The organism is Microbacterium sp. cx-55, assembly GCF_021117345.1.
GTDB lineage: Bacteria > Actinomycetota > Actinomycetes > Actinomycetales > Microbacteriaceae > Microbacterium.
Window position 1 is genome coordinate 2,731,134 of the sequence record NZ_CP088261.1, and the last position, 26,247, is coordinate 2,757,380.

Below are 26,247 nucleotides of genomic sequence, written 5' to 3' on the forward strand. Positions count from 1 at the left end.
GCATGGGATTCTCGCTGAGCTTCTATCCGATCGACGGTGACGATCTGCGCGCGGACGACCGCGCGCAGATCATGGCATTCCTCGACGCACGCGGACTGACGGTCGATCCGGAGACGCACGGGCTCTATCGGGTGACAGACGGCGTAGCGCTGGCCTTTGATGGTGCGTGGACAGACCTGGAGCTCGACCCGCTGGATCAGCCCGAACCTCTGACGGGGTCGCTGCCGCACGCGACCCTCACCGAGGCGGAGTGCACCTTCGTATTCGAGCTGTGCGCGGCCGGCGGTCTGATGATCGTGAACCCGCAGGGACAGCCGATGTATCTCGGAATCCGCGGCGTCCACACGCCGGAGATGTTCCCCGACCCGGATGACGCCGTGTGGATCGACAGCCCCGCGGCGCTCGCGTCGACCCTCGGGGGAAGCTTCGGCGATTTCCAGGACTACCTTGGGCGCGTCCGAGGCCGCTGATCACCGACGACGCATCGACTCAACCGCCGGCGGCGAGTTCTTTCGCCCGGGCGAGCGCCGCATCCGTCGCCCGCGCGAACACGTCGTCTAGGTGCGCGTCTTGGAGGACCGCGATCGCCCGCTCCGTCGTGCCCTTGGGGCTCGTCACGCGACGACGCAGCTCCGCGGGTTCTTCGCCCGACGCAGCGAGCAGCGCGGCCGCCCCGATGAAGGTCTGCTCGGCCATCGTGCGTGCCTCGTCGCGGTCGAAGCCCTTGCCGATCGCCGCGGTGCTGAGGTTCTCGATCAGCAGGAACACGTAGGCCGGGCCGGAGCCCGAGATGGTCGACAGCGCGTCGATCCGGTCCTCGGCCACCTCGAGCACGGTGCCGACGGTCTCGAAGATGGCCGTGACCGTCGCGACGGCGGCGGCATCGGCGTTCGTACCGGCGGCGAGGCCGGTGACGGCCGCTCCGACGAGTGCCGGAGTGTTCGGCATCGACCGGAGCACGACGGCATCCGCGCCGAGAATCCGCTCGAAGGTCGCGATCGTGACGCCCGCCGCGAGGCTCACCACGATCGCGCCCGCGCGCAGGTGCGGGGCGATCTCGGCCAGCAGGTCCGGCACCATCGCGGGCTTCACACCGATCAGGACCACGTCGGCGGATGCGGCCGCCCGCGCGTTGCCCTCCGGATCCTCCTCCAGCGCAATGCTGTCGACGCCGTCGAGTTCGGCGAGCGCGGCCGCCTTCGCGCGGGTGCGGTTCGTGACGGTGATTCCGGCGGCGCGCCCGGACCGGACGACACCGTGCAGAACGGCACCGCCCATCGAACCGGCTCCGAGAATGGCGATCGAGGGAAGCGAGATCATTTCTCCAACCTAGGCCTCGGGGTTCGTCGATAGCCGAGGTCTATCATCGGACATGCCGGGGCACGGCAGCCCCCTCGCGGTAAAGGACCCGACATGACGGAACCGACGACACCTCTTCTCGATGGAATCGATGCGCGACTCGTGGAGACCTCGCGGCTCAGCGTGAACATCCTGGAACGAAGCGGTGACGACCCCGCAACGCCGGCCGAGCGCACGGTCGTCCTCGTGCACGGCAATGTCTCCTCGGCCCTGTTCTGGCAGGAACTGATGCAAGACCTGCCGAGCGACCTGCGCGTCCTGGCCGTCGATCTGCGCGGCTTCGGCGGCACCGAGAGCCTGCCCGTCGACGCAACGCGCGGCGTCCGCGACTTCAGCGACGATCTGCACGCGACGCTCGAGGCGCTGCAGATTCCGTCGGCGCATCTGGTCGGCTGGTCGATGGGCGGCGGTGTCGTCATGCAGTACGCGCTGGATCACCCGGCGCTCTCCCTCACCCTGCAGGCACCGGTCTCGCCCTACGGGTTCGGCGGCACGCGCCGCGACGGAAGCCGACTGACCGACGACGACGCCGGATGCGGCGGCGGCGGCGCCAACCCCGACTTCGTCCAGCGCCTCATCGATCACGACGCCTCGGACACCGCCGAGACCTCGCCGCGCAGCGTATTCCGCTCGGCGTACGTGTCGTCGACCTACACGACCGAGAACGAGGACATCTGGGTCGCGTCCATGCTGACGACCTCGACCGCGCCCGGCAACTACCCGGGCGACTCGGTATCCAGCCCGAACTGGCCGGGCTTCGGCGCCGGCCGCAACGGGGTTCTGAACACGATGGCCCCGCAGTACTTCAACACCTCCGGGATCGTCGACATCGAGCCCAAACCCCCCATCCTCTGGGTGCACGGCGACGTCGACGCGATCGTGTCGGATGCCTCGTTCTTCGACCTGAACCATCTCGGGTCGCTCGACATCATCCCCGGCTGGCCCGGCGATGAGGCGGCGCCCGCGCAGCAGATGGTGTCGCAGACCCGCGATGTGCTCGCGGTCTACACCGAACGCGGCGGTCACGTGCAGGAGCTGCTGCTCGAGGGCGCCGGCCACGCGCCGCACCTGGAGCGGCCGGCGGAGGTGAGACGCGCTCTGCTGGAGGTCATCGGGTACATCGGGCAGGCGCAGCATCCGGCACCGCCGACCGAGACCATCATCCTCCGGTCCGCTGACTGACCGCGGCGCACCGACCATGGAGTACTGCGTCTTCACCGAACCCCAGCAGGGTTTCTCCTACGACGACCAACTCGCCTTCGCGCAGTCCGCGGAGCGGCACGGGTTCGACGGGTTCTTCCGTTCCGACCACTACCTGCGGATGGGGCCGGGTGACCCGCTCCCCGGTCCGACCGATGCGTGGACGACCCTGGCCGGCCTCGCTCGCGAGACCTCCCGCATCCGCCTCGGCACGCTCGTCTCATCCGTCACCTACCGGACGCCGGGAGTGCTCGCGATTCAGGTCGCGCAGGTCGACGCGATGTCGGGCGGACGCGTCGAGCTCGGCCTCGGCACCGGGTGGTTCGAGGAGGAGCATCGCGCGTACGGTATCCCGTTCCCGCCGAAGCGGTTCGCGCTGCTCGAAGAGCAACTCGAGCTCATCACCGGACTCTGGCAGACACCCGTCGACGAGGCGTACTCGTTCGACGGCGCGCACTACCGACTCGAGCAGGCACCCGCCCTGCCGAAGCCCGTGCAATCCCGTGTGCCCGTCATCGTCGGCGGGGGCGGCGCACGGCGTACGCCCGCGATCGCCGCCCGGTTCGCGACGGAGTTCAACATCGGATTCCAGCCGGAGAGCGTCGTGGCGGAGAAGTTCGACGGCGTCCGTGCCGCGTGCGAGGCGATCGGCCGCGACCCGCAGACCCTGAAACTGTCCGTGGCACTGCCAACGCTCGCGGGCGGGAGCGACGACGTTCTCTCGCGCCGGGCAGAGGCGATCGGCACCGACCTCGCCGGTTTCCGCGGTGACACGAACATCACCGGCGGGGCCGATGAGATCCTGGCCAAGGTCGAGCGGCTGCGCGCACTCGGGGCCGAACGCGTCTACTTCCAGCTGATGGACCTGCGCGACCTCGACCACCTCGAGTTCCTCGGTGCCGAGGTGCTGCCGCACCTTCCGCGCTGACCGCGCGTTGCGCCCCGGACGCTGACGTCAGGGCGCTGTCGCCCGAACGATACCGCGCGCGTTCCTCAGCGTCGCGCGTCGAAGAATGCCCGGAGCAACGCGGATGCCTCGGTCTCGCGCACTCCGGCGACGACCTCGACCCGGTGCGGCAACCGGCGGTCGCGGACCAGGTCGTAGACCGATCCGGCCGCACCCGCCTTCTCGTCCCACGCGCCGAAAACGAGGCGGGGCACGCGGGACTGCAGGATCACCCCGGCGCACATGACGCAGGGCTCGAGGGTCACGACGAGCGTGCACCCCTCGAGGTTCCACTCGCCCCGCGCGGCCGCCGCGCGGCGAAGCGCCACCACCTCCGCGTGAGCGGTCGGGTCCCCGGTCTCCTCACGCTCGTTGCGGCCCTCACCGAGAATGCGGCCGTCCGCATCCATCACGACCGCACCGACCGGCACGTCTCCCGCGTCACCGGCCTCCGCCGCGAGGACCAGCGCCCGCACCATCGCTGCATCGTCGCGGATAGTCACGGGCAGGCTCATCACTCCAGGCTAGCCGGGTGCTCTAGCCTGGAGACATGCGCCTGCACGTCGCGGACCATCCGCTCATCACCCACAAGCTCACGGTCCTTCGCGACAAGACGACGCCCTCACCGGTGTTCCGTCAGCTCACCGAAGAACTCGTCACGCTGCTCGCCTACGAGGCCACGCGGAACGTGCGGGTCGAGCCGGCCGAGATCCAGACCCCTGTGACGACCACGACCGGGGTGAAGATCAGCGAGCCCCGCCCGCTCGTCGTGCCGATTCTGCGCGCGGGCCTCGGCATGCTCGACGGCATGGTGAAGCTCCTCCCCACCGCCGAGGTCGGATTCCTTGGAATGGTGCGGAACGAAGAGACCCTCGAGCCCACCACGTACGCGGAGCGCCTGCCCGACGACCTGAGCGACCGTCAGTGCTTCGTGCTCGACCCGATGCTCGCGACCGGCGGCTCGCTCGGCGCGGCGATCGACTTCCTGTTCCGTCGCGGTGCGCAGGACGTCACCGCCATCTGCCTGCTCGGTGCACCCGAGGGCGTCGCCGCGATCGAGAAGCAGGTCGGTGACCGGGACGTCACCCTCGTCCTCGGCGCACTCGATGAGCGTCTCAACGAGAAGGGCTACATCGTGCCCGGTCTCGGCGATGCCGGCGACCGCCTGTACGGCACCGTCTGACCGCGGCGTCCCGCCCTCTGAGCGGGCGTTCGCTCAGAGCCACTTCTTCGTCTTGAAGATCGCGAAGAGTCCGCCGGCGAACGCCAGCATCATCGCCACCGCGACCGGGTAGCCCCATGCCCAGTGGAGCTCGGGCATGTTGTCGAAGTTCATGCCGTAGATCGAGGCGATGAGCCCCGGCGCGAAGATGATCGCCGCCCACGACGAAATCTTCTTGATCTCATCGTTTTGAGCGAGGCTCGCCTCCGTCTGCCGGCGCGCCACCAGCGCCGAGTGCACCGTCAACGCCTTGTCGAGGACGGCACGGAATCCCTCGATCCGGTCGTTGATCCGGATCGAGTGGTCGAGCACGTCGCGCAGGCTGCGCTGCACTTCGAGGTTGACGTCGTACTTCTCGTATCCGCGCTGCAGCCACTCCAGCATCCCGGTCAGCGGCGCGACCGCACGGCCGAAGTCGATGACCTCACCGAACAGTTCGTAGATGCGTCGCGAGAGGGCGTCGTCGTCGCTGTGGCCGAAGAGCTGATCCTCGATCTCGTCGATGTCGTTCTCGATGCCCGCAACGACCGGCTCATACTCGTCGACCACCCGGTCGAAGATCGCGTACAGCACGGCCTCGGGGCCGAGCGCGAGCAGCTCGGGCTGGGACTCGAGCCGGTGCCGCACCGCGGCCAGGTCGGGCGACTCCGCGTGGCGGATGGAGATCACGAACTCCGGCCCGACGAACAGGTGCAGCTCACCGAACTCGACCTCTTCGCGCGCGTCGTCGTAGCGGGCGGGGCGCAGCACCACGAACAGGATGTCGCCGTAGCGCTCGACCTTCGAGCGCTGGTGCCCGCTGAGTGCATCCTCGACGGCGAGCGGATGCAGATCGAACTCGAGCGCGACGGCCTCGAGCTCTTCGCGACTCGGCCGGTACATCCCGATCCAGGCGAGACCGCCGTACTCGGCACGCAACTCGAACGTCTCGTCGAGGTTCTGCGGGGTGGCGACACGTCGGCCGTCGACGTAGATGGCGTTGTCGATGAGCATGGGATTCTCCTTCACAGCCGACGGGCGATGATAGCCCACGCTCGCCGACCATTCGTGAACGTGCCGCCGCTCAGACTCCCTCGCCCACCAGCCGGGCGAACGCGCTCAGTCGGGTGACGCCGTCGGGAGTGCGCGGCAGATCATCGAGGAGCCCGGGCGAGTAGACGACGTAGGCGGCGAACTGCGCACGGGACACGGCGACGTTCAACCGGTTCTGCAGCAGCAGGAACTCGAGTCCGCGCGGCGCATCACGACCGGATGACGCGGCGAGCGTCACGATCGCGACGACCGCCTCCTGGCCTTGGAAACGGTCGACGGTACCCACGCGGACACCCGGGATCCCGGCCGCCTCGAGCGCGGCTTCGACCTCGCCCTGCTGCGCGTTATAGGGGGTCACCACGATGATGTCGTCGGCCGTGACCGGGCGCGAGGGAAGTTCCGTCACCACCCCGTCGATCTCGTCGGACGGCGTCCACGTGCGGCCGAGCGTCGCGCGCACGAGCCGCACGACCTCCGCCGCCTCCTCGGGAGACGCAACCGCATTCCCGCGGTGCCGCACGGGAACCGCGTGCACGCCGGGCACGACGCCCTCGAGGTTGCGGAGCGCGGTGGGCGGCGCCGAGGCGAGTTCTCCCGCGTACGACAGCAGCGACACCGGGCGGGCGACCTCCGGATGCATCCGCCACGACCGCGACAGGAATGTGCCGTACTCCCGCGGCAGCACCGCGGCGCCGCGCATCACCCAGCCGAGCGCGGAGGTGTCGACGGGTTCCGGGTGCGTTCCCTGGCTCACCTGCGGAAGCTGCTGCGGGTCGCCGAGGAGGAGCAGCCGCGTCGCAGCGACCGAGACCGCGATCGTGGAGGCGAGCGAGAACTGCCCGGCCTCGTCGATCACGAGGAGATCGAGACTCCCGCGCGGGACGCGGTTCGAGTGACTGAAGTCCCACGCCGTCCCGCCGATGACGAAGCCGCCGGGACGACCCTCCGTGAAGGCCGCGACACCGTTCTTCTCGATCGCGGTGAACGAGACCGTGGCCGCCGCATCCGGATCCTTCAGCGCCTTTCCGACGAGATGCTTCGGCACCCCGGCCGCGACCACGCGGTCGAGCATGTGCTCGATGACGGCGTGCGATTGCGCCACGACACCGACGCGATAGCCGTGCTCGTGCACGAGCCGGGCGATGACGTGGGAGCCGACGTAGGTCTTGCCGGTGCCGGGCGGGCCCTGCACCGCGAGGTAACTGCGTTCCAGTGCCCGGATGCTGCGCGTGATTGCGGTGATGTCATCGAGGGCGCCGCCCGCCGCATCGAGGCGGTGGCTTCCGGTGCGAGGGGGCAGCCGTCGGAGGATGTCGGTCGCGGGGTCTTCGGGGAACGTCGGCGCCGCATCGATCACGCGGTCGGCCCACGCGTCGATCGCGGTCTGCTGGTTGCCTGCGGACGGCGGGGCCGACGGCGTGAGCGCGAACGGCAGTTCCACCCAGGTCTCGCCGTCGCTCGCCAGCTCTTCGACGATCGCGCCGTCCTCGAGCACCTCCACGACCCGCACCGTGCGAGCCACGTGGATCCACCGCGGCGACGGCACGGTGGGGAAGGGCGCGGGGAGCGGGTAGAGCACGAACGGCTGCCCGCCCGCCGACAGGCGGGTTCCGGGCGCGAGATCGCCGCGCAACTCGAGCCGGCGGCGGAGCGAACGGGCGCGCCCCTCGCCGGTGTGCCAATCCTCGAGGAGGTGCGAACGCTCGGCATCGACCACGACGACGTCGCGGGTGTCTTCCCAGAGCGACACGGGCTCGCGGAGGCGGAGGAAGTGCGACGCCCAGAAGGTCTTCGCCTCCCGCGGGTAGTAGTCGATCGCGGCCGCGGCCAGCCGCAGCGCCACGACGTCGTCATCGGTCGTCGGATCGGCGCCGGCGGCCGTCACGACCTCGGCGGCGGCGTCCGCGGCTCGGCCGAGGGCGACGGCGCGGGGCGACGCCTCGTACACGAACTCGCCGACCGACGGATCGCCGGACGGCATCAGCCCCGCGTCGCGCGCACGGTCGACCAACCAGTCGCGCAGCCGCAGGGTCGAGACGCAGTCGTCGCGGTTGTACTCGGCGAGGTCCGCGAAGATCGCGGCGGCCGCGTCGCGGTCACCGGCATCGCGCAGCACGCGCGCTTCGACATACCGCACGATCGAGTCGTCGCCGCGCTGCACCTCACTCGTGCGGAGCGCGTCACCCATGTAGAGCGGCTCGAGCTTCTTGATCGAATACGACCGCGAGCCCACCCGCAGCGCGCGACGCACCACGGGGTAGAGATCGACGAAGAGACCGTCGCGCAGCATCCGGTCGATCTCCGCCTCACGGGTGCCGTACTTCGCGGCCATCGCCAGCAGATGCGTGGGCTCGTACGGCGCGTAATGGTAGATGTGCATTCCCGGATGCTGCCGCCGCCGCAGCTCGATCACGTCGACGAACGTCTCGAAGGCCGTGCGCTCCTCGGCGAAGGAGTGCGCCCAGAGGGCGGTGTACTGCTCGCGGGTGTCGATCCACCCGAACAGGTAATCGATCCCCCACTCCCCGCTCGCACCCTCGGTGTACAGCGGATCACCCTCGAAGTCGAAGAAGAGGTCGCCCGGGTCTCGGCGCGGGAGCGCGCCGAGCGCCTGCGGCAGCACGACTTCGTAGCGCGGCACGGCGGGGCGGGCGTCCGGCGGCGCCACCTCGCCGGACGGGACTCCGGCCGGGCTGTCGAGCTGGAGGCGCGCCTGGGTCTGCAGCGAGGCGAAGACATCGGCGCTCATCCGTGCGGGCGCCGCGTCGTCGCCTGCCGCGGCGAGCGCGTCGATCGTCGTGATCCCGGCGCGACGGAGCCGCTCCCGCTGCACCGGGCGCATGCCCGCCACCAGCAGCAGATCGCGCGCGGCGACGACCTCCTGCTCGCACGTCGCGCATCGTCCGCACGCCACGATCTGCAGATCGCCGCGGTCATCGCCCCACGCGAGCGGGTTTCCCGCCGCACCGGCCGCGAGGTCGCGGTCGGCCACGAGCGCGGCGAGTCGTCGCCGACGCAGCGCGTACACCGGCGCGAGGTCGGTGACGCGGTGCACGCTCACGGAGCCGTCACCCAGAAGCAACTCCACCCGGTCCGACCGGGGAACACCCAATCGGTCGAGCTGCTCGGCGTATGCCGCGAGCTGCATGAGCGCGGTGACCCGCGCGTGCCGGGCGAGCTTCGTGTCTTGCACGATCCACGAACCGTCGTGACTTCGAACGAGGAAGTCGGCGAATCCGACGAAATCGTCGGTGCGGAACGCCGCCTGGTAGATGACCCGGACAGACGGATCGGTCAGTGCGGCGATCGTCGCCGCCACCGCAGCGGTCATGCCCTCGGCGTCTCCGGAGCGCGTCTCCGCGATCTCGGCGACCGCGTCGCCCTGCTCCGCCCGGTACCGTGCGAGCGCGTCTTCTTCGTGCCGGGTGCCGAGCCGGGCGGCCCGCTCGAGCATGAGATCTTCGGGGTCGGGAACGGCGGCGATCCGGCCGAGGCGCGCGTCGATCTGGCGCGACCACGCGAACTCGCATTCCGCCGCGGCCTTCAGATCGCTCGCACTCCACACGATCCTGCCGGGCTCGCCCTCCTGGGGCTCGATGTACCGCATCCGTTCCCTTCCGCGTTCGACCCTAACCGCGCCTTCCGACACGACCTGCACGACGCCGCCCGGCCTGCGAGACTGGGCACATGCGCCGCGACCTGCCCTTCGAGAGCTCCTACCGGCACGGCTTCGCGCGGATCGCCGCCTGCACGGTGCCGGTCGCGATCGCCGATCCCGCCGCGAACGCCCGCGCGGTGCTCGAGCAGGTGCGCGCGTGCGACGCCGAGGGCGTCGCGGTGGCCCTGTTCCCGGAGCTCGCCCTGAGCGGGTACGCGATCGACGACCTGGTCCTGCAGGACCCCGTGCTCGACGCGGTCGTGGATGCCGTGGAAGAACTCGTGGCCGCATCCGTCGACCTCCTGCCGGTGATCGTCGTCGGCGCGCCGCTTCGCCACGGCAACCGTCTGTTCAACTGCGCGGTCGTGATCCATCGCGGAGAGCTGCTCGGCGTCGTGCCGAAGTCGGCGCTGCCCACTTACCGCGAGTTCTACGAGCGCCGCTGGTACGCGCCCGGCGACGACCAGCGCGGGCAGGACATCCGCGTCGGCTCCCTGTACGCCCCCTTCGGGCCCGACCTGCTCTTCGACGCGCTCGATGTCGAAGGACTCGTCGTGCACGCGGAGATTTGCGAAGACATGTGGGTGCCCGTACCGCCCTCGGCAGAAGCGGCACTCGCGGGCGCGACCGTGCTGCTGAACCTCAGCGGCAGCCCCATCACCATCGGCCGCGCCGACGACCGCAAGCTGCTCGCGCAGTCGCAGTCGCTCCGCTGCCTGGCGGCCTACGCGTACGCCGCCGCGGGGGTCGGCGAATCCACGAACGACGTGTCGTGGGACGGCCAGACCATGATCTACGAGGGCGGCACCCTCCTCGCCGAGACGGAGCGTTTCCCCGGCGCCGCCCGGCGGAGCGTCGCCGATGTCGACCTCGACCGGCTGCGGCAGGATCGCCTTCGGCAGGGCACGTTCGACGACAACCGCCGGTCGCTCCAGAGCCGCGTCGACGGTTTTCGCACGGTGCACTTCCGGCTCGATCCGCCGGCGCGCGACATCGGTCTGCGGCGTACGCTCGACCGTTTCCCGTTCGTTCCGGATGACGCGGCACGGCTCGCGCAGGACTGCTACGAGGCCTTCAACATCCAGGTGTCCGGACTCGAGCAGCGCCTGCGCGCGATCGGCGGCCCGAAGCCCGTCATCGGCGTGTCCGGCGGCCTCGACTCCACGCACGCCCTGCTCGTCGTCGCCCGCGCGATGGACCGCGCCGGGCGGCCGCGCAGCGACATCCTGGCGTACACGATGCCCGGATTCGCCACGAGCGAGCACACCAAATCGAACGCACTGGAGCTCGCCGCGGCGATCGGTGCGACGGTCGAGACGATCGACATCCGCCCGGCGGCCACCGAGATCCTCACCGGCATCGGACACCCGGCCGCGACCGGCGAGAAGCTGTACGACGTCACTTTCGAGAACGTGCAGGCGGGCGTCCGCACTGACTTCCTGTTCCGCCTCGCGAACCGCCACGGCGGCATCGTGGTCGGCACATCCGATCTCTCCGAGCTCGCCCTCGGCTGGGCGACGTACGGCGTCGGCGATCAGATGAGCCACTACGCCGTGAACTCGGGCGTGCCGAAGACGCTCATGCAGCACCTCATCCGATGGGTCATCGCTGCGCGCGAGGGGGTCGATGACCGCACCGTGGCCGTGCTGCAGGCGGTGCTCGATACCGAGATCAGCCCCGAGCTCGTGCCCGCCGGCGAAGACGGCAAGGTGCAGTCCACCGAGGACTCGATCGGACCGTACGCCCTCCACGACTTCGCGCTGTACCACGTGCTGCGGTTCGGCATGCGGCCCTCCCGCATCGCGTTCCTCGCCGAGCGGGCCTGGGCGGATGCGGATGCGGGCGCCTGGCCGCCGGGATTCCCGGCGGAGGATCGCTACGCCTACGACCTCGCCACGATCTCGCGGTGGCTGCACGAGTTCCTGCGGCGCTACTTCGGGTTCGCGCAGTTCAAGCGCAGCGCGATCCCGAACGGTCCGAAGGTCTCGCCGGCGGGCTCGCTGTCACCGCGCGGCGACTGGCGCGCGCCCAGCGACGGCAACGCGCGGGTGTGGCTCGCCGAACTCGACGCCGCGCTCCCCGACTACGCGGAGTGACCCGCCCTCATCCGAGCGCCCGCGAACGGCCGAGCCGCACGTTCCGGCACCCCGCACAGGAACTCTTCGTTCCTGTGCGGGGTGCCGTTCGTTCCGACGTCAGGTGGCGACCGACCTGAGCAGGCCGGTGCGGTCGTGGCATCCGACGTAGATGAAGCGCTGCTCGTGCTCCGTGGGCACGGTGACCTCGTGGTAGAGCGTGAGTTGCGCGGCCGACCCAAACGCAGAGAGGTACCGCATCGCTGCTCCGAAGATTCTCACGTGCGTCTCGTGGGAAGCCGACCAATCTTCGAGGGCGCTCAAATCACGCCACCAGCTCATGCCGAAGGTGCGTTCGGTCGGCTGGTCGTCCTCATCGAGGACGACCATGTATCGGTTCTCGTAGCATCCGACCGTTTCGCCGTGGTCGCGCAGGTAGTCCATTCCGGCGCGCAGCGGAGGTTCGACGGTACCGAGATAGATCTCGCGCTGTTCGCCCGTGGTCTCGCCGTAGTCCTGACCTGACCGAATCAGGCAGGCGTTGCGATGCAGACGAACGGTCCGGGTGAGCCCCGAGATCTCGGCGACCGTCTCGCCGCCGGGGTACAGCGGGTCGGCCTGCGCGGCAGGGAGACGGTCACGCATCGACCCCCAGTACCCGTGTTCCTCGATCATCCCGCTCATCGTCGTTCCCAGGTGCGAGACGCCCTCCGGCGGCTCCGGCGACGAGAAGATCGTCTCGAACCTGTCGGCAGTGGGAGTGACGAGTTCGAGGAACCGGCCGACACCGGGAACGACGTCAGCTTCATCGAGCCAGGAGGCAAGATTCGCGCGCTCCCAACGAGCGAACGCTCGCAGGTCGTCCCAGTAGGCGATGTCGATGACCGTGTCGTAGCCGCGCGCATCCACGTAGCCGGCACGATCGACATGGCCGGGCCCGTCCGCCGTCGCACACAGAGTGCGCAGATGCGCACGCGCCACGGCCGCATCCGGATCATCCGCTTCGCGCGCCTGGACGCCGAAGTAGGCCATCACGACCGCGCCCATATCCTGCGCGAATCGTGCACTGAACGAGGGATACGGCGGTTTATACGTACCGACCGGATGCTTCGGTGTCCGATCCGGGTGCCGAAGATGGGAGGGGATAGAAGATTCCATGGTCATGCTCTGCGCGATCCTTCTTCGCCGCTCTCCGACTAGACCAACGCCTCGACGTCGGCGCCGTCGATGATGTCATCTGCCCGCTGCGGAAGGGTGGTCACCACTTTCTGCAACCGGCCCGCGTTCTCGAACCGCAGCGTGAACACGTCCGGCCGCGAGTAGTGGCCGACCGGATCGGCCGCATTCTTGGCCGCGAGGATCGCGGAGAAATCGATGTCGGCGAACAAGAGCCCCTCCTCGGTAGGCGCCATCGGCTCGGCGAGCGAGCCGCCGTCCGGACCGAAGATGCGCGCGTGTCCGCCACCGAGTGCGAGGAACTGCTTCTTCAGGTCGGTGTCTGTGTAGACGGCCTGTGCCGCTTCACCGATCACGCCGCACGGCGCGAGAACGAACGTCTGCCCTTCAGCGGCGTACTGGCGCGAAGCGCCGACGTTCACCTCGGGACCGAGCGCGGTCGCCACGCCTTCGAAGATCGAGAAGCTCGGCCACGCTGCGATGTGCAGTTGCTCGTCCTGCGAGAACATGGCGTACTTCGTCAACGGCTGCAGGTGCTCCCAGCAGTTGAGAGATCCAACCCGCCCGACCGCAGTATCGGTCACCGCCACGTCGGACCCGTCGCCGTCACCGAAAAGCGTGCGCTCGACATGGGTCGGCTTGAGCTTGCGGCGGGTGGCGACCGTCTTGCCCTCCGCGTCGATGAACGCCTGCCCCATGTAGAGCGATGCTCCGAACCGCTCGCTGTATCCGAAAGCGATGGCGATACCGATGTCGGCTGCGGCCTTCTCGATACGCTTCCATTGCGCCCCACCCACCTCGAGCGAGTTCGAGGCGTAGGGAACGAGGAACTGCGACTGCCACGGCACCGAGTCCAGCCACAAGAACCACGGGTATCCCGGCAGCCACACTTCGGGGAAGGCCACCACTTCGGCGCCGCCCGCCTTCGCTTCCTGCGACAAAGCGATGAGCTTGTCGATGCCGCCGTCGAGATCGTTCCAGACCGACTCCGCCTGCACGGCCGCAGCACGGAACTTCTTCGTGTAATCCACCATGGTGTCCTCCTCCGCGAGGTGATCGGGAGAGCTCGCGGTGTCATCACGGTAGAAAGAGTTACGAGCCGGGATCCGACGTTTCGCGTACGCAATCCGGCAGTGCGCGCACACGTTCACCGGAATCCGGCATTCTGCGCACGCAGCTCTGCGGCGGGCATCGGTTCGAAACAACACGAAGCCGTGGCCGAAACAATCTGCGTGTGACACTTGCTCCATGCCGCCCGCCCGCGTCACCTCACCGTCGCAATGGGCCGCGGTGTGCAGCGACGCGTTCGTCCCCCTCGCCGTGCGCTCGACGACGCCGAGCTTCAGCGCAACGCTCGTTCAACGCCGTTTGAGCGACACCGTGGCCCTGACCCGCGTCGCGAGTGGCCCGTCCCAAGTTGTCCGCGACCGCGAGATCATCGCTGCCAGTCCGCGCGAGAACGTGCTCATCTCTCTCCACCGCAGTGGCACCGGCAACGTCACGCAAAGTGGACGCTCGGTAGCCCTCGCGCCCGGCACGGCGACCATGTACGACACGTCGTCCCCGTACCTGCTGGACTTCCCCGGCAGGATGAGCGAGATCGTGCTGCAACTGCCCCGCGACACCGTCTCGAAGACGGGCAACGCGTTCTCAGACCTGACTGCTCGACCGCTGCCCGCGGGCGCGGGGCTGCGCATGCTCCACGCCCTCGCCGCAGCCTCGTCCTCTTCGTACGAGCAACCGCTCGACCTGGAACTCGACGCGCTCACCGAGGCCCTTACGAGCCTTGCGGCGACGGCGATCTCGGGCATCCGCGCGGCACCTGTCGAGACGTCCGTCCTGTTGCTCAGCATGCGCACCTACATCGGCGACCATTTCGCCGATGTCAGGCTGACGCCCGAAGTCGTCGCATCAGCACACCATGTCTCGCTCCGCTTCGCCCAGAAGCTGTTCGAGCACGGCGGCGACTCCCTCGCCGCATGCATACGCCGGACTCGCCTCGAGGAAGCCCGTAAGCTCCTCGAAGCGGGCGCCCGCGTCTACACCGCTGCCCATCGGAGCGGATATGACGATCTCGACTCATTCAGCCGAGCGTTCAAGAGACACTACGGAGTGACGCCGTCGTCATCGCGTCCTGCATCTGCCTGAAGCGGGCGTTTTCTTCGGCGACCGCTGCGTTGACCGGTTCGAGATGGACGTCGTCATGCGTGGACTAGTCGATCGGCGCGACGCTGTGGGCCATCGTGATCACGAAGGCGTTCCGCGACAGGTCGACGACCTCGTAGCGCGTCGGCCGGTCGTTGATCCAGCCGCGCGTGCCGTTCCGGTCGAGCACGACCCAGTCGGCGCGCACGCGCGCGCCGCGGCCGTCGGCGGCGAGGATCGCCTGCACCCGCGTCCAGTGCGTGAGGAAATCGAGTTCGGTCGACCCGTCCCACAGCTTGCTGTGCGAGCGGATGACGGCGCGCGTCTGCGCATCCGGATGGAGGTCGCGGAGGTCGACGCCGACCAGCAGCTCCGGCTCGTGCACCCAGACGACGGTCGCCGCCCGATACTCGGCGACGCCGATCACCACGGGAAGCTCGGTGCCGTCCACCGACGCGATCAGACGCGTGTGGTGCCCGAACGTCGTCGGCGACTCACGCTCTATCCGAACGGCGGTCGTCTCGATACCGAGCCGCGCGCCGATGATCTGACGCGCCAGAATGCGCTTGCGATCGTGCGGCGTCACCGCGGGGTCCCACCCGAGCCGTGCGTTGATTCCTGCGGCGGCGTCCAAAACGACCGAATCCATCAGGACCTCCTCAATCCGGGTACGCAAACCTGATGCCAGCCTAGGCCGCGGCGCTCACGCTCGTCGCGACCGGGTGCCGTGAGAAACGCCGGGGGAATGCCGATGGCGTCCGCGGCCTTGTCATCGACGTACGGCGCCGCGATGCCCGCTGATCGCGCCTCGCGACGCACCGACCTCGGAAGGACATCATGACCCGCATCGGACGCAGTGACCTCGACATCTTCCCGCTCTCGCTCGGCGGCAACGTGTTCGGCTGGACGGCCGACCGCGATGCCACCTTCGAGATCCTCGACGCGTTCCACGCCGGGGGCGGCGACTTCATCGACACCGCCGACTCGTACAGCGCCTGGGTTCCGGGTAACACCGGCGGAGAGAGCGAGAAGCTCATCGGCGAATGGCTCGCGTCTCGCACGCCGCAGAACGTCGTGGTCGCCACGAAGGTGAGCCAGCATCCGGACTTCCGCGGCCTCTCCGCCGCGAACGTCCGTGCCGCCGCGGAGGCATCGCTCACCCGGCTCGGCGTCGACACGATCGACCTGTACTACGCGCACTTCGACGACCCCGAGACACCCCTCGAAGAGACGGTTGCCGCATTCGGCGACCTCGTCACTGACGGGCTCGTCCGGTACGTCGCCGTGTCGAACTTCAGCGCCGACCGCATCCGTTCCTGGATCGAACTCGCGAAGGCCGGCGGCAGCGCCCTTCCGGTCGCGGTGCAGCCGCACTACAACCTGGTGCACCGGAACGAGGTCGAGGAATCGATCGTCCCGGTCGCGGAGGAGTTCGGCCTGTCGCTCGTTCCCTACTATGGCCTCGCCTCGGGATTCCTGACCGGCAAGTACCGGTCGGCGGAGGCAGCGCAGGCGCCGTCCACCCCGCGTGCCGAGGGCGCCGCGAAATATGCGACGCCGCAGGGCCTGCGGATCATCGACACCCTCGGAGAGATCGGTGCGGCACACGACGCATCCATCGCCGCGACCGCTCTCGCCTGGCTGCGCGCGCAGCCGACCGTCGCGGCCCCGATCGCGAGCGCATCGCGCGTCTCGCAGGTCGACGATCTGCTCACCAGCGCACGCATCGACCTGACCGCCGACGAACTCGCGGCGCTCGACGCCGTGTCCAGCTGGTCGCCCGCGTCCTGATCGTCCGCGGGGGGTCGCGCTTCTCCGCGACCCCCCGCGCCTCGGCTACTGTCGAGGAGTGAGCTTTCTCGGCAACAACTCCGGCGCCGGAGCCGGCGACCCCGGCAACGACCCCAAGAAGCCCTCGCCGGCACGCATCGGCGTGTGGCTGGTCGTGGGCGCCGTGGGCGTCTACATGGTCGCGTCCGGAGTGATCGGAATCATCTCCGGCGGCTGAGAGCCGAGTCTCCCGCGGGTTACTTCTTGCGGGCGATGACGACGACGAGTCCGACCAGCGCGAGCACAGCGGCTCCCGCGACGGCGATCGTCCGCAGCGGGTCGGAGCGGTACGCGCTGTGCGCGGTGCTGATGGCGCGACTCGCGGTCTCCTGCGCGGCCTCCGCTGCCTGGCGTCCGGCGTCGGCGGTCTGCGCCAGCACGTCCTTGGCGGTGTCGGCGATCTCTTCGACGCGGCTGTGGGCGGCGTCCGCATCCGCGTCGACCTTCCCGGACAGCTTGTCGATCGTCTCGTGGGCGGCCTGCTTCGCTTTCTCCACGCCGTCGGATGCGGCGTCCTCGGCGGTGTCGATCCCATCATCCGCCTTCTCCGCGGCGGCCTTAACCCCGGCACTCGCGCGGGTCGCCGCGGCGTCGCCGCCGTGCTGAGCCGCGTCGGACAGGTCGTCTGCGGCGGCCTCGACGTGGGTCTGCACATCGGCGGCCGTGTCGGCCGCGGCCTTCTTCGCCTTCTCGACGGTTTCGCTGACGGTGTTGTCGTTCTCGCTCATGGTGGTCCCTCCCACGGGTTCCGGATGCGGATGCGGTGCCGACGGCCCTCGCGCCGAGCGCGCCAGCCGTTCGCGATACCAGCACAGCACACGCACCCCGCCGTCCGTCGTCCCCTTGCGCTTCCCCCGCGCACTGTGCTGCGCCCCCGCATCCGCCTCCCGCACCCGCACCCGCACCCGCGAGACTGCAGTTCGGTCACGAGACTGCGGCCGCGAACCAACGTCTCGTGGCGCACCTGCAATCTCGCGGTCAGAAGGACGGTCGAAGGGACGGTCGAAGGGGCGCTCGGAGGACGAACCGGGGTCGGGCACGTAGAGTGTCGGTGATCGTCGTCCCCCACGAGCAAGGCCCCGCATGACCGGACTCGCCCATCTCCGTCGCGTGTTCGCACCGACCCTCGTCGCCGCAGTGCTGTTGCTCGCCGGGTGCACCGCCACCGCGGCCTCTCCGGATCCGGATGCCGCCCCCACCGGCAGCGCGACTCCGTCCGCATCCGCGACGCCCGACAACGCCTGCGCTCCCGGCGCTCGCCTCGTCGGCGACACCCCGAAGAAGCTGCAGGCGGCGCTCGATGCCGCCGAGCCCGGCGACGTGCTCCAGCTCGCCGACGTCACCTACACCGGGTCGTTCACCATCCGCACCTCGGGCACGGAGGCCGCGCCGATCATCCTGTGCGGCACGTCCGGGTCGGCGTTGGAGGGCAAGGGCGCGACCTCGGCGGGCATCGTCCTCCGCCTCACCGGGGCGTCGTACTGGACGCTCGAGAACTTCGCCGTGCGGAGCGCGCACGCGGGCATCGTGCTGGACGGCGCATCCTCCAACCAGCTGCGGAAGCTCTCGGTCTCCGACATCGGCGGGCAGGGCATTCGCCTCCGAAGCACCAGCGCGCACAACATGATCGTGGACTCCACGATCCGCGACACCGGCATCACCGACCGCGACATGGGCGAGGGCATCGCCGTCGGTTCGCGGGAGTCGTCGTGGTGCCAGTACTCGGAGTGCGAGCCCGACCGGAGCGACGCCACGATCATCGTCGGCACGACGGTCGACCACACCGCCGGGGAGGCGATCAGCGCCGAAGAGGGCACGTCCTCGGGCGTCATCCGCGACAACTGGCTCTCCCGTGGCGACGGCACGAGTTCCGATTCCGTCGTCGATCTGAAGGGGAACGGCTGGATCTTCGCGCAGAACGAAGTCGGCGATGCCGCCGGCCCCGGCGTGCAGGTGCACAGCTTCATGCCCGAGTGGGGCCTGAACAACCGCATCGTCACGAACAAGTTCGGCGGCTCGGCCGACGAGCTCGCGATTCAGGTGATCGGCGTCGCCGCTCTCACGGCCACCGAGGTCGGCTGCAACAACGCGATGACGTGGGGCCCGCCGGCCCGCACGAACATCGAGTGCACCTGAGCCGGAGAGCTCAGGAAGGTCGGCCGGGACGCCCGCGGCGTTCGTTGCGGGCCTTGGCCTCGTCGCGTTCGGCCTCTTCGGCCTTCCGCCGTTCGCGGCGGAACACCTGCGACGGTCGATAGCTCGGGATGGGGATGGGTTTACTCACGGGAAGATCCGGATTCGGGTTGGAGTTCGTCATAGTGGGCGACTACCGGATCTGTGCACGAAGTCCTCGGTGAGGGCGTCTTCGAAGTCATCGGCATCATCCCGGAGGTCGTCGGCGACCAGGTCATGCATGGGGTTCCTCCGCTCGAACGTCAGCGCTGGTGCCGCTGGTTCGTCGCTCGGCGACGTTGCCGGAAGCGAGATGTTGATCCCGCCGTGATGCTGTCGGCAAAGGTTCGAGCGCGAACCCGTGCGGCTGACTTCAGGCTAGGCGCGGCTCGGATCCGTGCCGGGGTCTTGCCAAACGGGCCGGACAGGCGTACGCCGCGCCCAGATGGCCGCGAGCAGCATCCCCACGCACGTTCCGGTCGTGTTGGCCAGGACGTCGTAGATGCTCGCCGTCCGCTGGGACAGCAGCTCCCCCTGGATCGCCTCGATCGCGACGGTGGTGACGATGCCGATCGGCAGCACGAGATGGCGGGATCGATCGAGCAGGATGCTGAGCAGCCACCCGAACGGAACGAAGAACACGATGTTCGCACCGAACTCGATCCGCCGGTACGTGGCCCACGGGAGAATCTGCTCGACCCGGTGCAGGAACCCGGTCGCCCCGGAGTCGACCGGTACCGGCCAGAACGCGACGAGCGCCGCCGCGACCAGGTACGCGATGAGCAGCACCGCGGCACGGACGCGTGCGCGCCGCTCGGCCGTGGTTCGCTGCTGCATCCTGACACCGTATCCGGGCCAGTTTTCGATCCCGTGACAACCGCGCGGCAATCCGCCGTGCGGCGCGCGCGGGGGCCGGGTCAACGGCGGGCGGTCACCGCATCCGCCATCGCGTGCACCGCCTGGTCGAGGATCGGCCGCGGCATCGCGAGCACCATCCGCACATAACCCTCGTAGCCGCGGCCGCAGAGGGCGCCGTCGGTGAGCACTACCCCGGCCCGCTCGCGGAAGAAGGCGGCGGGCGAATCGTCGAGGCCGAGCGCCGAGACGTCGACCCAGGCGAGATACGTCGCCTCGGGCGGTGCATAGCGCGCGCCGGGAAGTGCGTCGGCGAACAGACGGGCGAGCGCCTGCCGATTGCCGTCCAAGTACGCGTTGGTTTCCGCGAGCCAGCGTCGGCCGTCGCGATAGGCCGCGGTCGACGCGACGACGCCGAGCGTCGCGGCGCCGTGCACGACGGCGAACCCGAAGCGGCGGTAGCGCTCCGCATCCGCGGCGTTCGAGGTGATGAGCTGCGCCGCTTTCATGCCGGGGATGTTCCACGCCTTCGAGGCGCTCGTTCCCGTGATCGTGTGCCCGGCAGCCGCCTCGGAGATCGATGCGTACGGCACGTGCACGGCGCCCCCGTACCGGATGGGGGCGTGGATCTCGTCGGCGAACACCCGACCGCCGTGCCGCTCGACGATCTCGCAGATCGCGAGCAGCTCGGCCCGCTCGAGCACCGTGCCGGTGGGGTTGTGCGGGTTGCAGAGCACGAGGGTGCGCGCACCCGCCGCGAAGGCCGCGTCGATGGCGTCGAGATCGTGCTGCCAGCGCCCAGCGTTCACGAGGCCCGGCACCTCCACCACGGGGTGCCCGATGCTCGGCAGATAGGTGAGGAAGGGCATGTACGCGGGCGTCGGCACGATCACCGCGGAACCTGCCGGCGAATAGTGCTCGACCGCGGCGCCGAGCGCGGCCATCACGTCTGCGACCGGGTGGACCCACTCGGGATCGACCGCCCAACCCTGATCGTGCGCCAGCCACTCCGAGGTCGCCTGTCCGAGCCGCGCCGCGACGGTGGGCGACAGGTAGCCGAGGTTCTCCTCGTCGATCGCGCGGTGGAGCGCGGCGGTCACCTCGGGCGCGGTGCCGAAGTCCATCTCGGCGACCCACGCGCCGATCGTTCCCGGATACAAGCTCCACTTGCGGCTTTCCGGTCGATCCAGCATCCGCCGGGTGCGCTCGTCGAAAGGATGGACCATGGGCGCGAGCCTACCGATTGCGGCGCCCGGCGCCCCCGTGATGCAGTATTCTTGTCGACAGCAAGGGGAGTACTCCCGTCTGCGGTCGGCCCGTCAATACGGATGCATCGTTGCATCCCGGGTCGCCGGTTCCGGTCACGGAGCGGAGGAGACCTTGGCGTCATTGTCCGCGCCACCCCCTTTTGGAGTACGTCCATGCAGGTCACCCCGCTCATCTGGCTCATCACGATTGCCGTGACGATCGCCTTCTTCGTCTACGAATTCTTCGCGCATGTGCGAAAGCCCCACGCACCCACGATCGGCGAATCCGCTCGCTGGTCGGCGTTCTACATCGGTCTCGCGCTGCTGTTCGGTGTCGGAATCGGCATGGTCTCCGGCTGGCAGTTCGGCGGCGAATACTTCGCCGGGTATCTGACCGAGAAGGCGTTGTCGGTCGACAACCTGTTCGTCTTCCTCATCGTGATGACCGGGTTCGCCGTCCCGAAGGAGTACCAGCAGAAGGTCCTGATGATCGGGATCGTCATCGCTCTGATCATGCGCGGTGGCTTCATCGCGGTCGGGGCGGCGCTGATCGAGAACTTCTCCTGGATCTTCTACATCTTCGGTGCGCTGCTGCTGTTCCTCGCCTACCGACAGGCCTTCTCCCACGGCGAGAGCGACCCCGCCAACGGTCGATTCATGAAGTTCGTCCGCCGTCACCTCCCCATCACCGACGAGTACCACAGCGACAAGCTCACCGTGAAGATCGACGGCAAGCGCTTCTTCACGCCGATGATGCTCACGATCGTCGCGATCGGCTTCATCGACCTGGTCTTCGCCGTCGACTCGATCCCGGCCATCTACGGCCTCACCAATGAGGCCTACATCGTGTTCACGGCGAACGCCTTCGCCCTGATGGGTCTGCGTCAGCTGTTCTTCCTCATCGGCGGTCTGCTGGAGCGCCTGGTGTACCTGGCTCAGGGCCTCGCGGTCATCCTCGCCTTCATCGGCGTGAAGCTCGTCTTCCACGCCCTCCACGTCAACGAGCTCCCGTTCATCAACGGCGGCGAGCCGCTGCTGTGGGTGCCGGAGATCCCGACGTGGCTCTCGCTGGTGTTCATCGCCGCGACGATCGCCGTCGCGACGGTTGCGAGCCTGATGAAGACGCGCGGCGACAAGTCCAAGAGCGACCGCGACCGCGTGCAGGGCGAGGAGATCACCTCCAGCGACGAGACGGCCCGCTGATGGGCAAGCTGTCCAAGATCATCGGGATGGCGAAGAAGGCCCTCGACGAGAACGGATCCGGCTCCGGATCCGGCTCCCGGACGGGATCCTCCGGCGGCGGGACCGACTGGACGTCGATGGTGCGGGGTGCGGCCAGCGCTCTCACCGGAGACAACCGGTCGTCGACCCCGAGCACACCGCCGTCGACCGCTCGTTACGTTCCCGGCGAGTCCGCGTACGGGCAGAACCGCTCGTCCGCTCCGGCCACGACTCCCCCGTCGGGCCCCGCGGATGCGGCCGATCGCGCCGCCATCGCACGGTACGACTACCTGCTGCAGACGGCCGACCCGCACCAGATCGAGCAGGTGCACCGCGAGGCGTTCGCGCGGCTCTCTCCGGAGCAGCGTGCACACATCGCGGCGCGGATGCAGTCCGAACTTCCCCCGCACGAGCACCCGCGCTCGGCCGAGGCTCCGGACCTGGCCCGCGCCGCCGCGCGGACGGAGGCGAGCCGACCCGGCGTGCTGCGGGGTCTCCTCGCTCGCGCCGGCGACGGACGCGGACGCTCGCGAATGGGCGGCGCCGGCCTGGCGCTCGGCGGCGCCGGCCTCGCAGCCGGTGGCGTGCTGGGCGCGGTGGCCGGCGGTGCGGTGATCAGCTCCGTGGCCGGGCCGCTGCTCGAACAGGCCGCCGGATTCGGCGTCGACTTCGATGCACTGGCCGCCGGAATCGACCTCGACGCCCTGGGCGGGCTGGACGAGTTCGCGGCGGGTGCCGGGGATCTGGCCTCGGGCGTCGGGGATCAGGTATCGGGCGTCGGCGAGCAGATCACCGACTTCGGATCGGGCTTCGAGATCCCGGGGCTCGGCGACCTCTTCGGACGCTGACGCGGAGCCCTCAGGGGCAGAGCTCGAAGACGTGCGCGGCGTCACCGGCGGGGGCGAGCCCGCGGTCGCGCAGCACCATGGAGGCGGGCGAGTCCTCGTCGGCGCACATCTCAGCGAACGGGCGCGGCAGCGCATCCGTGTACTCGATGTCGACGACGTGCGGGCCGTACACCGCCGTGTACGCCCCGCACTCGCGGTACACCGCGCACTCCTCGACCACAGCGAAGTCGAAGCCGGCGTCGCGCCGGAGGCGTGCGGCGTCTTCGGCCGCGTTCTTCTGTCCGGCGGCCAGGCCGTGCGCATGGGCTGAGGTCACCAGCAGTTCGGCGAGCGCGAGGTTGTCACCCAGCTCGAGCGCACCGTCCGAGCGCGTGTACGAGTCGAGGTTGTCGAACTCCACGGCCTGGAATCCGGCCTCCGCGCACCCGGAGATCCACCCGCCGATCCGCTCGGCGATCGCCGCGCGGTTCGCGGCACTCCCGGTGTCGAGCAGCGACTCGTCGGGCCAATCGGGGTCGATGACGTCGTCGCCGACCGCATCCGTCAGCACGAGTTCGCCCGGCCAGTCCGCACGCTCACCCGGTTGCGTCTGGAATCCGTTGAGGTAGCAGATCGAGTAGCGGCCCTCGGCCGGTTCTGCCGCCCGGTCCCGATCGACGATCTCGACGCGCGGATCGGGGTCGTACGCGCCCCCGAGCTGGTAATCCAGCGGTGCCCCGGCAGGCGGGAGGGCGACGGATGCGGCGTGCCCGCCCGCATCCGATGTGCAGCCGGCGACACCCCCGACCGCCAGTGTCACCGCGAAGGCGGCCAGAAGCCGGGTCGAGAGGGAGCTCACTCCCCCATCCTGCCCGGCCGCACCCCGGTCAGCCGACGAGCGCCTCGACCCGGGCGAGCAGTTCGCGGGGCGAGAACGGTTTGGTCATGTAGTCGTCCACCCCCGCGGTGTACGCCCGCTCGATGTCCGCGGCTTGGGCACGCGCGGTGAGCATGATGATCTTCACGCCGTCGAACGCGATCTCCGCGCGCAGGTCCTCGCAGACTTCGACCCCGTTCCGGCGCGGCATCATCCAATCCAGGATGACGACGTCGGGCCGGATCTCGTGCGCGGCAGCGAGTCCCTCGATGCCGTCACCGGCGACCGTCACGGTGTGCCCGGAAGCGGACAGCCGATGCTCGATGAGGCCCGCGACGTCGCTGTCGTCTTCGACGACCAGGATGACGGCCACGGCAGCTCCTCTGCGTCGGTCCGCACAGCGCCGTGGGTGCATCACGCACGGTACGTTCACTTTATGGAGCCGGCGACCTCGCTGACAAGCCTCGGGGGTGGGGAGTACCGCTCGTGGGTGCCGTCGTGGTGGGTGTGGCTGCTCGCCGCAGTCACGATCGGTGCGCTCGGAGTGTGGGGAGTCACGTCGTCAGGCGAGGGGTCGATCGTCGCCGCCTGGTGGCCCGCGGCGGGAGTCTCGGTCGCTTTCGTGCTCGCGATCGCGCCCCGAAGGCGGCTGGGCGCGATCGGGCTCGTCCTGGTCGTCACGGCGGCCGCGAACCTCATCGGCGGACGCGAGCCGGGCGTCGCCATCGGGTTCGCGATCGCCAACGCCGCCGAGGCGGCGGTGGTCGTTGCCATCCTGGCGGGCAGGCGACGACGATTCGCCCTGTCGACCGTGATCGATGGCCTGCGCTTCGTGCTGGCCGTCGCCGCCGGAGCCCTCGTCATCGGCGCCCTGGCAGGGGCCGTCGTGGCCGTGCGAGCGAGCGGCGATTTCGGGTCGACGTTCGCGACCGCCGCCTCGTCGCACGCTGCCGCCGTGCTGCTGATCGCGCCGTTCGCCGTGCTGCCCGAGCAGATCCTCGAGCGGTTCTCCTGGGTGGAAGTCGCGCTGCAGACCGTCCTCGTCGGAGCGACCGTCTATCTCGTGTTCCGCCCCGGCGCGCAGCTGCCGTTGGCGTTCATCCCGCTGACATTCGTCGCGTGGGCCGCCTTCCGCTTCCCGATGGTCATGGCGCTGGCCCAGTCCCTGCTGATCGGCGTCGCCGTTCTGTTGCTCTCCCTCGCTGGCGGCGGCCCCTTCGGCATCCTCCCGACGGTCGGCATCCCCTCCGCCGCGCTCATCGACGTCTTCCTCGTCGCCCTGGCCGTCATGACCGTGCTGCTCGTCACCGCGAGAAATCAGTTGCGGGTGGCGACGCGCGCAGCCGCGCAGACGATGCAGCTCGTGACCGGTGGCTTTGTCGGGTCGGAGGTCGGCCTCCTCATCGCCGACGGAAGCCGCGGAGCGTCGCGGGTCGTGTGGGCCAACGGCGCCGGTCAGAACGCCGTCGCGGCCGAGGTCGACGACGACGGCCGCTGGACGGGCCCCCTCGAGGCGGGCGCCCGCACAGCGCTCGATACCGGTGCCGAGTCCGTGTACGAACGCGATGGGTACACCATCCGGATCGTCGCGAACCCGCTCCCCGAGCTGTCGACGCGGTTCGCCGTTCAGATCATCGATGTCTCCAGCACGGTCCGGATGACGCAGATTCGCGTCGAGGCGGAACTCGAGCGCGACGCCGCGCGGGCCGCCCGGATGGACCTGGAACGGCAAAGGGAGGACTTCGTCGCCACGACGAGCCACGAGTTGCGTACGCCCATCACCAGCATCCTCGGCTACTCCGAGTTCCTCGCCGAGTCGGATGATCTGACTGCCACCGAGCGGGAGTGGGTCGGGGTGATCATGCGCAACGGCGCACGGCTGTCCGCGCTCGTCGAAGACCTGCTGACGCTCGGCCGCGCGAGCGCCGCCCCGGTCAACCCGGCTGCCGTTCGCACCCTCGACAGTCACGATCTGATCCACGACGTCGTCATGACGCAGCAACCGATCGCCGATGCGAAGTCCCTCACCATCCGCGTGCAGACCCAGGACGACGACACGGTGCGGGTGTACCCACCGGATGCGGTGCAGTCGCTCGGCAACCTGGTCTCGAACGCGCTGAAGTTCACCCCGAACGGCGGCTCGATCCGCATCCGCACCGCGCAGGACGGAGACGACACGGTCATCTCGGTCGCGGACTCGGGACCGGGAATGCCCGCTGACGCCCGCGCGCATGCGTTCGACCGCTTCTACCGTGCGCCCGCCGCGGAGCGGGAGAACACTCCGGGAGCGGGGCTCGGACTCTCGATCGCCCGCGAGCTCGCCGAGCGCAACGGCGGCACGATCGAGCTGTCGGCCGGCGAGAACAGCGGGCTCGTCGCGTCGCTGCGCCTGCCGCGCGGGTAAC

General features: G+C 69.4%; 25 protein-coding genes. 12 read left to right on the forward strand and 13 right to left on the reverse strand.

All coding sequences use genetic code 11. From position 1 onward, the window contains the following. The first annotated feature begins 2 nt into the window (after window positions 1-2). Window positions 3-470: a hypothetical protein gene (locus LQ938_RS12945; RefSeq protein WP_223722657.1), complete on the forward strand. Its 468-nt coding sequence runs from the start codon at window positions 3-5 to the stop codon at window positions 468-470. Window positions 471-489: 19 nt separating this feature from the next. Here LQ938_RS12945 and proC read toward each other — a convergent pair whose 3' ends face one another. Then, a complete protein-coding gene (proC, locus tag LQ938_RS12950; RefSeq protein ID WP_223722656.1) occupies window positions 490-1,320 on the reverse strand; it encodes a pyrroline-5-carboxylate reductase in 831 nt (276 codons plus the stop codon). Between the two features lie 93 nt (window positions 1,321-1,413). Here proC and LQ938_RS12955 point away from each other — a divergent pair, with 93 nt between their 5' ends. Further along, on the forward strand, window positions 1,414-2,541 hold the full coding sequence (locus tag LQ938_RS12955) for an alpha/beta hydrolase (RefSeq protein ID WP_223722655.1): 1,128 nt from the start codon (window positions 1,414-1,416) through the stop codon (window positions 2,539-2,541). 16 nt (window positions 2,542-2,557) lie between these two features. After that, entirely contained in the window at window positions 2,558-3,487 is a 930-nt protein-coding gene (locus LQ938_RS12960) for an LLM class F420-dependent oxidoreductase (RefSeq protein ID WP_223722654.1), read from the forward strand. Window positions 3,488-3,552: 65 nt separating this feature from the next. On the opposite strand, the gene tadA is transcribed toward LQ938_RS12960, so the two are convergent. Beyond that, window positions 3,553-4,020 (reverse strand): tRNA adenosine(34) deaminase TadA, encoded by a 468-nt coding sequence (gene tadA / locus LQ938_RS12965; RefSeq protein WP_223722653.1) that lies wholly within the window; start codon window positions 4,018-4,020, stop codon window positions 3,553-3,555. A gap of 35 nt (window positions 4,021-4,055) precedes the next feature. Between tadA and upp the strand changes: the two genes are divergently transcribed. Then, window positions 4,056-4,688 carry a uracil phosphoribosyltransferase gene (gene upp / locus LQ938_RS12970; protein ID WP_223722652.1) on the forward strand — a complete coding sequence of 211 codons (633 nt, stop codon included), beginning with the start codon at window positions 4,056-4,058 and terminating at the stop codon, window positions 4,686-4,688. 33 nt (window positions 4,689-4,721) lie between these two features. Here upp and LQ938_RS12975 read toward each other — a convergent pair whose 3' ends face one another. Continuing rightward, window positions 4,722-5,720, reverse strand: a complete 999-nt coding sequence (locus LQ938_RS12975) for a magnesium and cobalt transport protein CorA (protein ID WP_223722651.1) — start codon at window positions 5,718-5,720, stop codon at window positions 4,722-4,724. A gap of 70 nt (window positions 5,721-5,790) precedes the next feature. Continuing rightward, a complete protein-coding gene (locus LQ938_RS12980) occupies window positions 5,791-9,366 on the reverse strand; it encodes a TM0106 family RecB-like putative nuclease (protein ID WP_223722650.1) in 3,576 nt (1,191 codons plus the stop codon). Window positions 9,367-9,446: 80 nt separating this feature from the next. On the opposite strand from LQ938_RS12980, the gene LQ938_RS12985 reads away from it, so the two are divergent. Beyond that, on the forward strand, window positions 9,447-11,513 hold the full coding sequence (locus LQ938_RS12985) for an NAD(+) synthase (RefSeq protein ID WP_223722649.1): 2,067 nt from the start codon (window positions 9,447-9,449) through the stop codon (window positions 11,511-11,513). 99 nt (window positions 11,514-11,612) lie between these two features. Here LQ938_RS12985 and LQ938_RS12990 read toward each other — a convergent pair whose 3' ends face one another. Both LQ938_RS12990 and LQ938_RS12995 read right to left on the reverse strand, forming a co-directional pair. Beyond that, entirely contained in the window at window positions 11,613-12,539 is a 927-nt protein-coding gene (locus LQ938_RS12990; protein ID WP_223722648.1) for a phenylacetaldoxime dehydratase family protein, read from the reverse strand. Between the two features lie 149 nt (window positions 12,540-12,688). Continuing rightward, window positions 12,689-13,702, reverse strand: a complete 1,014-nt coding sequence (locus tag LQ938_RS12995) for a carbon-nitrogen hydrolase family protein (protein WP_223722647.1) — start codon at window positions 13,700-13,702, stop codon at window positions 12,689-12,691. Between the two features lie 214 nt (window positions 13,703-13,916). Here LQ938_RS12995 and LQ938_RS13000 point away from each other — a divergent pair, with 214 nt between their 5' ends. Next, on the forward strand, window positions 13,917-14,816 hold the full coding sequence (locus LQ938_RS13000; RefSeq protein ID WP_223722646.1) for a helix-turn-helix domain-containing protein: 900 nt from the start codon (window positions 13,917-13,919) through the stop codon (window positions 14,814-14,816). A gap of 64 nt (window positions 14,817-14,880) precedes the next feature. Here the strand turns inward: LQ938_RS13000 and LQ938_RS13005 are convergent, their stop codons facing one another. After that, a complete protein-coding gene (locus LQ938_RS13005; RefSeq protein ID WP_223722645.1) occupies window positions 14,881-15,462 on the reverse strand; it encodes a hypothetical protein in 582 nt (193 codons plus the stop codon). A gap of 188 nt (window positions 15,463-15,650) precedes the next feature. Between LQ938_RS13005 and LQ938_RS13010 the strand changes: the two genes are divergently transcribed. After that, window positions 15,651-16,604, forward strand: coding sequence for an aldo/keto reductase (locus tag LQ938_RS13010; RefSeq protein WP_223722644.1), 954 nt, complete (start codon window positions 15,651-15,653; stop codon window positions 16,602-16,604). 58 nt (window positions 16,605-16,662) lie between these two features. Continuing rightward, window positions 16,663-16,821, forward strand: a complete 159-nt coding sequence (locus LQ938_RS13015) for a hypothetical protein (RefSeq protein WP_223722643.1) — start codon at window positions 16,663-16,665, stop codon at window positions 16,819-16,821. Window positions 16,822-16,840: 19 nt separating this feature from the next. Here LQ938_RS13015 and LQ938_RS13020 read toward each other — a convergent pair whose 3' ends face one another. Next, window positions 16,841-17,371 carry a hypothetical protein gene (locus tag LQ938_RS13020; protein WP_223722642.1) on the reverse strand — a complete coding sequence of 177 codons (531 nt, stop codon included), beginning with the start codon at window positions 17,369-17,371 and terminating at the stop codon, window positions 16,841-16,843. A 355-nt stretch (window positions 17,372-17,726) separates the two neighbouring features. Between LQ938_RS13020 and LQ938_RS13025 the strand changes: the two genes are divergently transcribed. After that, window positions 17,727-18,779, forward strand: a complete 1,053-nt coding sequence (locus LQ938_RS13025; protein WP_223722641.1) for a right-handed parallel beta-helix repeat-containing protein — start codon at window positions 17,727-17,729, stop codon at window positions 18,777-18,779. 10 nt (window positions 18,780-18,789) lie between these two features. On the opposite strand, the gene LQ938_RS13030 is transcribed toward LQ938_RS13025, so the two are convergent. The 3 genes from LQ938_RS13030 to LQ938_RS13040 form a co-directional block, all read right to left on the reverse strand. Beyond that, entirely contained in the window at window positions 18,790-18,960 is a 171-nt protein-coding gene (locus LQ938_RS13030) for a hypothetical protein (RefSeq protein WP_231341333.1), read from the reverse strand. A 233-nt stretch (window positions 18,961-19,193) separates the two neighbouring features. Continuing rightward, complete coding sequence (locus LQ938_RS13035) at window positions 19,194-19,652, reverse strand: VanZ family protein (protein WP_223722639.1); 459 nt, start codon at window positions 19,650-19,652, stop codon at window positions 19,194-19,196. A gap of 80 nt (window positions 19,653-19,732) precedes the next feature. Next, a complete protein-coding gene (locus LQ938_RS13040; RefSeq protein ID WP_223722638.1) occupies window positions 19,733-20,896 on the reverse strand; it encodes a MalY/PatB family protein in 1,164 nt (387 codons plus the stop codon). Between the two features lie 195 nt (window positions 20,897-21,091). Between LQ938_RS13040 and LQ938_RS13045 the strand changes: the two genes are divergently transcribed. Together LQ938_RS13045 and LQ938_RS13050 are read left to right on the forward strand one after the other, a co-directional pair. Beyond that, window positions 21,092-22,120 (forward strand): TerC family protein, encoded by a 1,029-nt coding sequence (locus tag LQ938_RS13045; protein ID WP_223722637.1) that lies wholly within the window; start codon window positions 21,092-21,094, stop codon window positions 22,118-22,120. After that, complete coding sequence (locus tag LQ938_RS13050; RefSeq protein ID WP_223722636.1) at window positions 22,120-22,986, forward strand: cation-transporting ATPase; 867 nt, start codon at window positions 22,120-22,122, stop codon at window positions 22,984-22,986. The genes LQ938_RS13045 and LQ938_RS13050 overlap by 1 nt, the downstream gene beginning before the upstream one ends. A 10-nt stretch (window positions 22,987-22,996) precedes the next feature. Here the strand turns inward: LQ938_RS13050 and LQ938_RS13055 are convergent, their stop codons facing one another. Further along, complete coding sequence (locus LQ938_RS13055; RefSeq protein ID WP_223722635.1) at window positions 22,997-23,824, reverse strand: endo alpha-1,4 polygalactosaminidase; 828 nt, start codon at window positions 23,822-23,824, stop codon at window positions 22,997-22,999. A gap of 28 nt (window positions 23,825-23,852) precedes the next feature. After that, the gene (locus LQ938_RS13060) at window positions 23,853-24,215 is read right to left on the reverse strand and encodes a response regulator transcription factor (protein ID WP_223722634.1); all 363 of its coding nucleotides are present in this window, start codon (window positions 24,213-24,215) and stop codon (window positions 23,853-23,855) included. 63 nt (window positions 24,216-24,278) lie between these two features. Here LQ938_RS13060 and LQ938_RS13065 point away from each other — a divergent pair, with 63 nt between their 5' ends. Further along, window positions 24,279-26,246, forward strand: coding sequence for a sensor histidine kinase (locus LQ938_RS13065; protein ID WP_223722633.1), 1,968 nt, complete (start codon window positions 24,279-24,281; stop codon window positions 26,244-26,246). Window position 26,247: the final 1 nt, after the last annotated feature.

Excerpts from the sequence above, each read along its gene's own strand:
- LQ938_RS12945 (WP_223722657.1), top strand. The coding sequence starts at position 3 with ATGGGATTCTCGCTGAGCTTCTATCCGATCGACGGTGACGATCTGCGC.
- proC (WP_223722656.1), bottom strand. The coding sequence starts at position 1,320 with ATGATCTCGCTTCCCTCGATCGCCATTCTCGGAGCCGGTTCGATGGGC.
- LQ938_RS12955 (WP_223722655.1), top strand. The coding sequence starts at position 1,414 with ATGACGGAACCGACGACACCTCTTCTCGATGGAATCGATGCGCGACTC.
- LQ938_RS12960 (WP_223722654.1), top strand. The coding sequence starts at position 2,558 with ATGGAGTACTGCGTCTTCACCGAACCCCAGCAGGGTTTCTCCTACGAC.
- tadA (WP_223722653.1), bottom strand. The coding sequence starts at position 4,020 with ATGAGCCTGCCCGTGACTATCCGCGACGATGCAGCGATGGTGCGGGCG.
- upp (WP_223722652.1), top strand. The coding sequence starts at position 4,056 with ATGCGCCTGCACGTCGCGGACCATCCGCTCATCACCCACAAGCTCACG.
- LQ938_RS12975 (WP_223722651.1), bottom strand. The coding sequence starts at position 5,720 with ATGCTCATCGACAACGCCATCTACGTCGACGGCCGACGTGTCGCCACC.
- LQ938_RS12980 (WP_223722650.1), bottom strand. The coding sequence starts at position 9,366 with ATGCGGTACATCGAGCCCCAGGAGGGCGAGCCCGGCAGGATCGTGTGG.
- LQ938_RS12985 (WP_223722649.1), top strand. The coding sequence starts at position 9,447 with ATGCGCCGCGACCTGCCCTTCGAGAGCTCCTACCGGCACGGCTTCGCG.
- LQ938_RS12990 (WP_223722648.1), bottom strand. The coding sequence starts at position 12,539 with ATGGGCGCGGTCGTGATGGCCTACTTCGGCGTCCAGGCGCGCGAAGCG.
- LQ938_RS12995 (WP_223722647.1), bottom strand. The coding sequence starts at position 13,702 with ATGGTGGATTACACGAAGAAGTTCCGTGCTGCGGCCGTGCAGGCGGAG.
- LQ938_RS13000 (WP_223722646.1), top strand. The coding sequence starts at position 13,917 with ATGCCGCCCGCCCGCGTCACCTCACCGTCGCAATGGGCCGCGGTGTGC.
- LQ938_RS13005 (WP_223722645.1), bottom strand. The coding sequence starts at position 15,462 with ATGGATTCGGTCGTTTTGGACGCCGCCGCAGGAATCAACGCACGGCTC.
- LQ938_RS13010 (WP_223722644.1), top strand. The coding sequence starts at position 15,651 with ATGACCCGCATCGGACGCAGTGACCTCGACATCTTCCCGCTCTCGCTC.
- LQ938_RS13020 (WP_223722642.1), bottom strand. The coding sequence starts at position 17,371 with ATGAGCGAGAACGACAACACCGTCAGCGAAACCGTCGAGAAGGCGAAG.
- LQ938_RS13025 (WP_223722641.1), top strand. The coding sequence starts at position 17,727 with ATGACCGGACTCGCCCATCTCCGTCGCGTGTTCGCACCGACCCTCGTC.
- LQ938_RS13030 (WP_231341333.1), bottom strand. The coding sequence starts at position 18,960 with ATGACGAACTCCAACCCGAATCCGGATCTTCCCGTGAGTAAACCCATC.
- LQ938_RS13035 (WP_223722639.1), bottom strand. The coding sequence starts at position 19,652 with ATGCAGCAGCGAACCACGGCCGAGCGGCGCGCACGCGTCCGTGCCGCG.
- LQ938_RS13040 (WP_223722638.1), bottom strand. The coding sequence starts at position 20,896 with ATGGTCCATCCTTTCGACGAGCGCACCCGGCGGATGCTGGATCGACCG.
- LQ938_RS13045 (WP_223722637.1), top strand. The coding sequence starts at position 21,092 with ATGCAGGTCACCCCGCTCATCTGGCTCATCACGATTGCCGTGACGATC.
- LQ938_RS13050 (WP_223722636.1), top strand. The coding sequence starts at position 22,120 with ATGGGCAAGCTGTCCAAGATCATCGGGATGGCGAAGAAGGCCCTCGAC.
- LQ938_RS13065 (WP_223722633.1), top strand. The coding sequence starts at position 24,279 with ATGGAGCCGGCGACCTCGCTGACAAGCCTCGGGGGTGGGGAGTACCGC.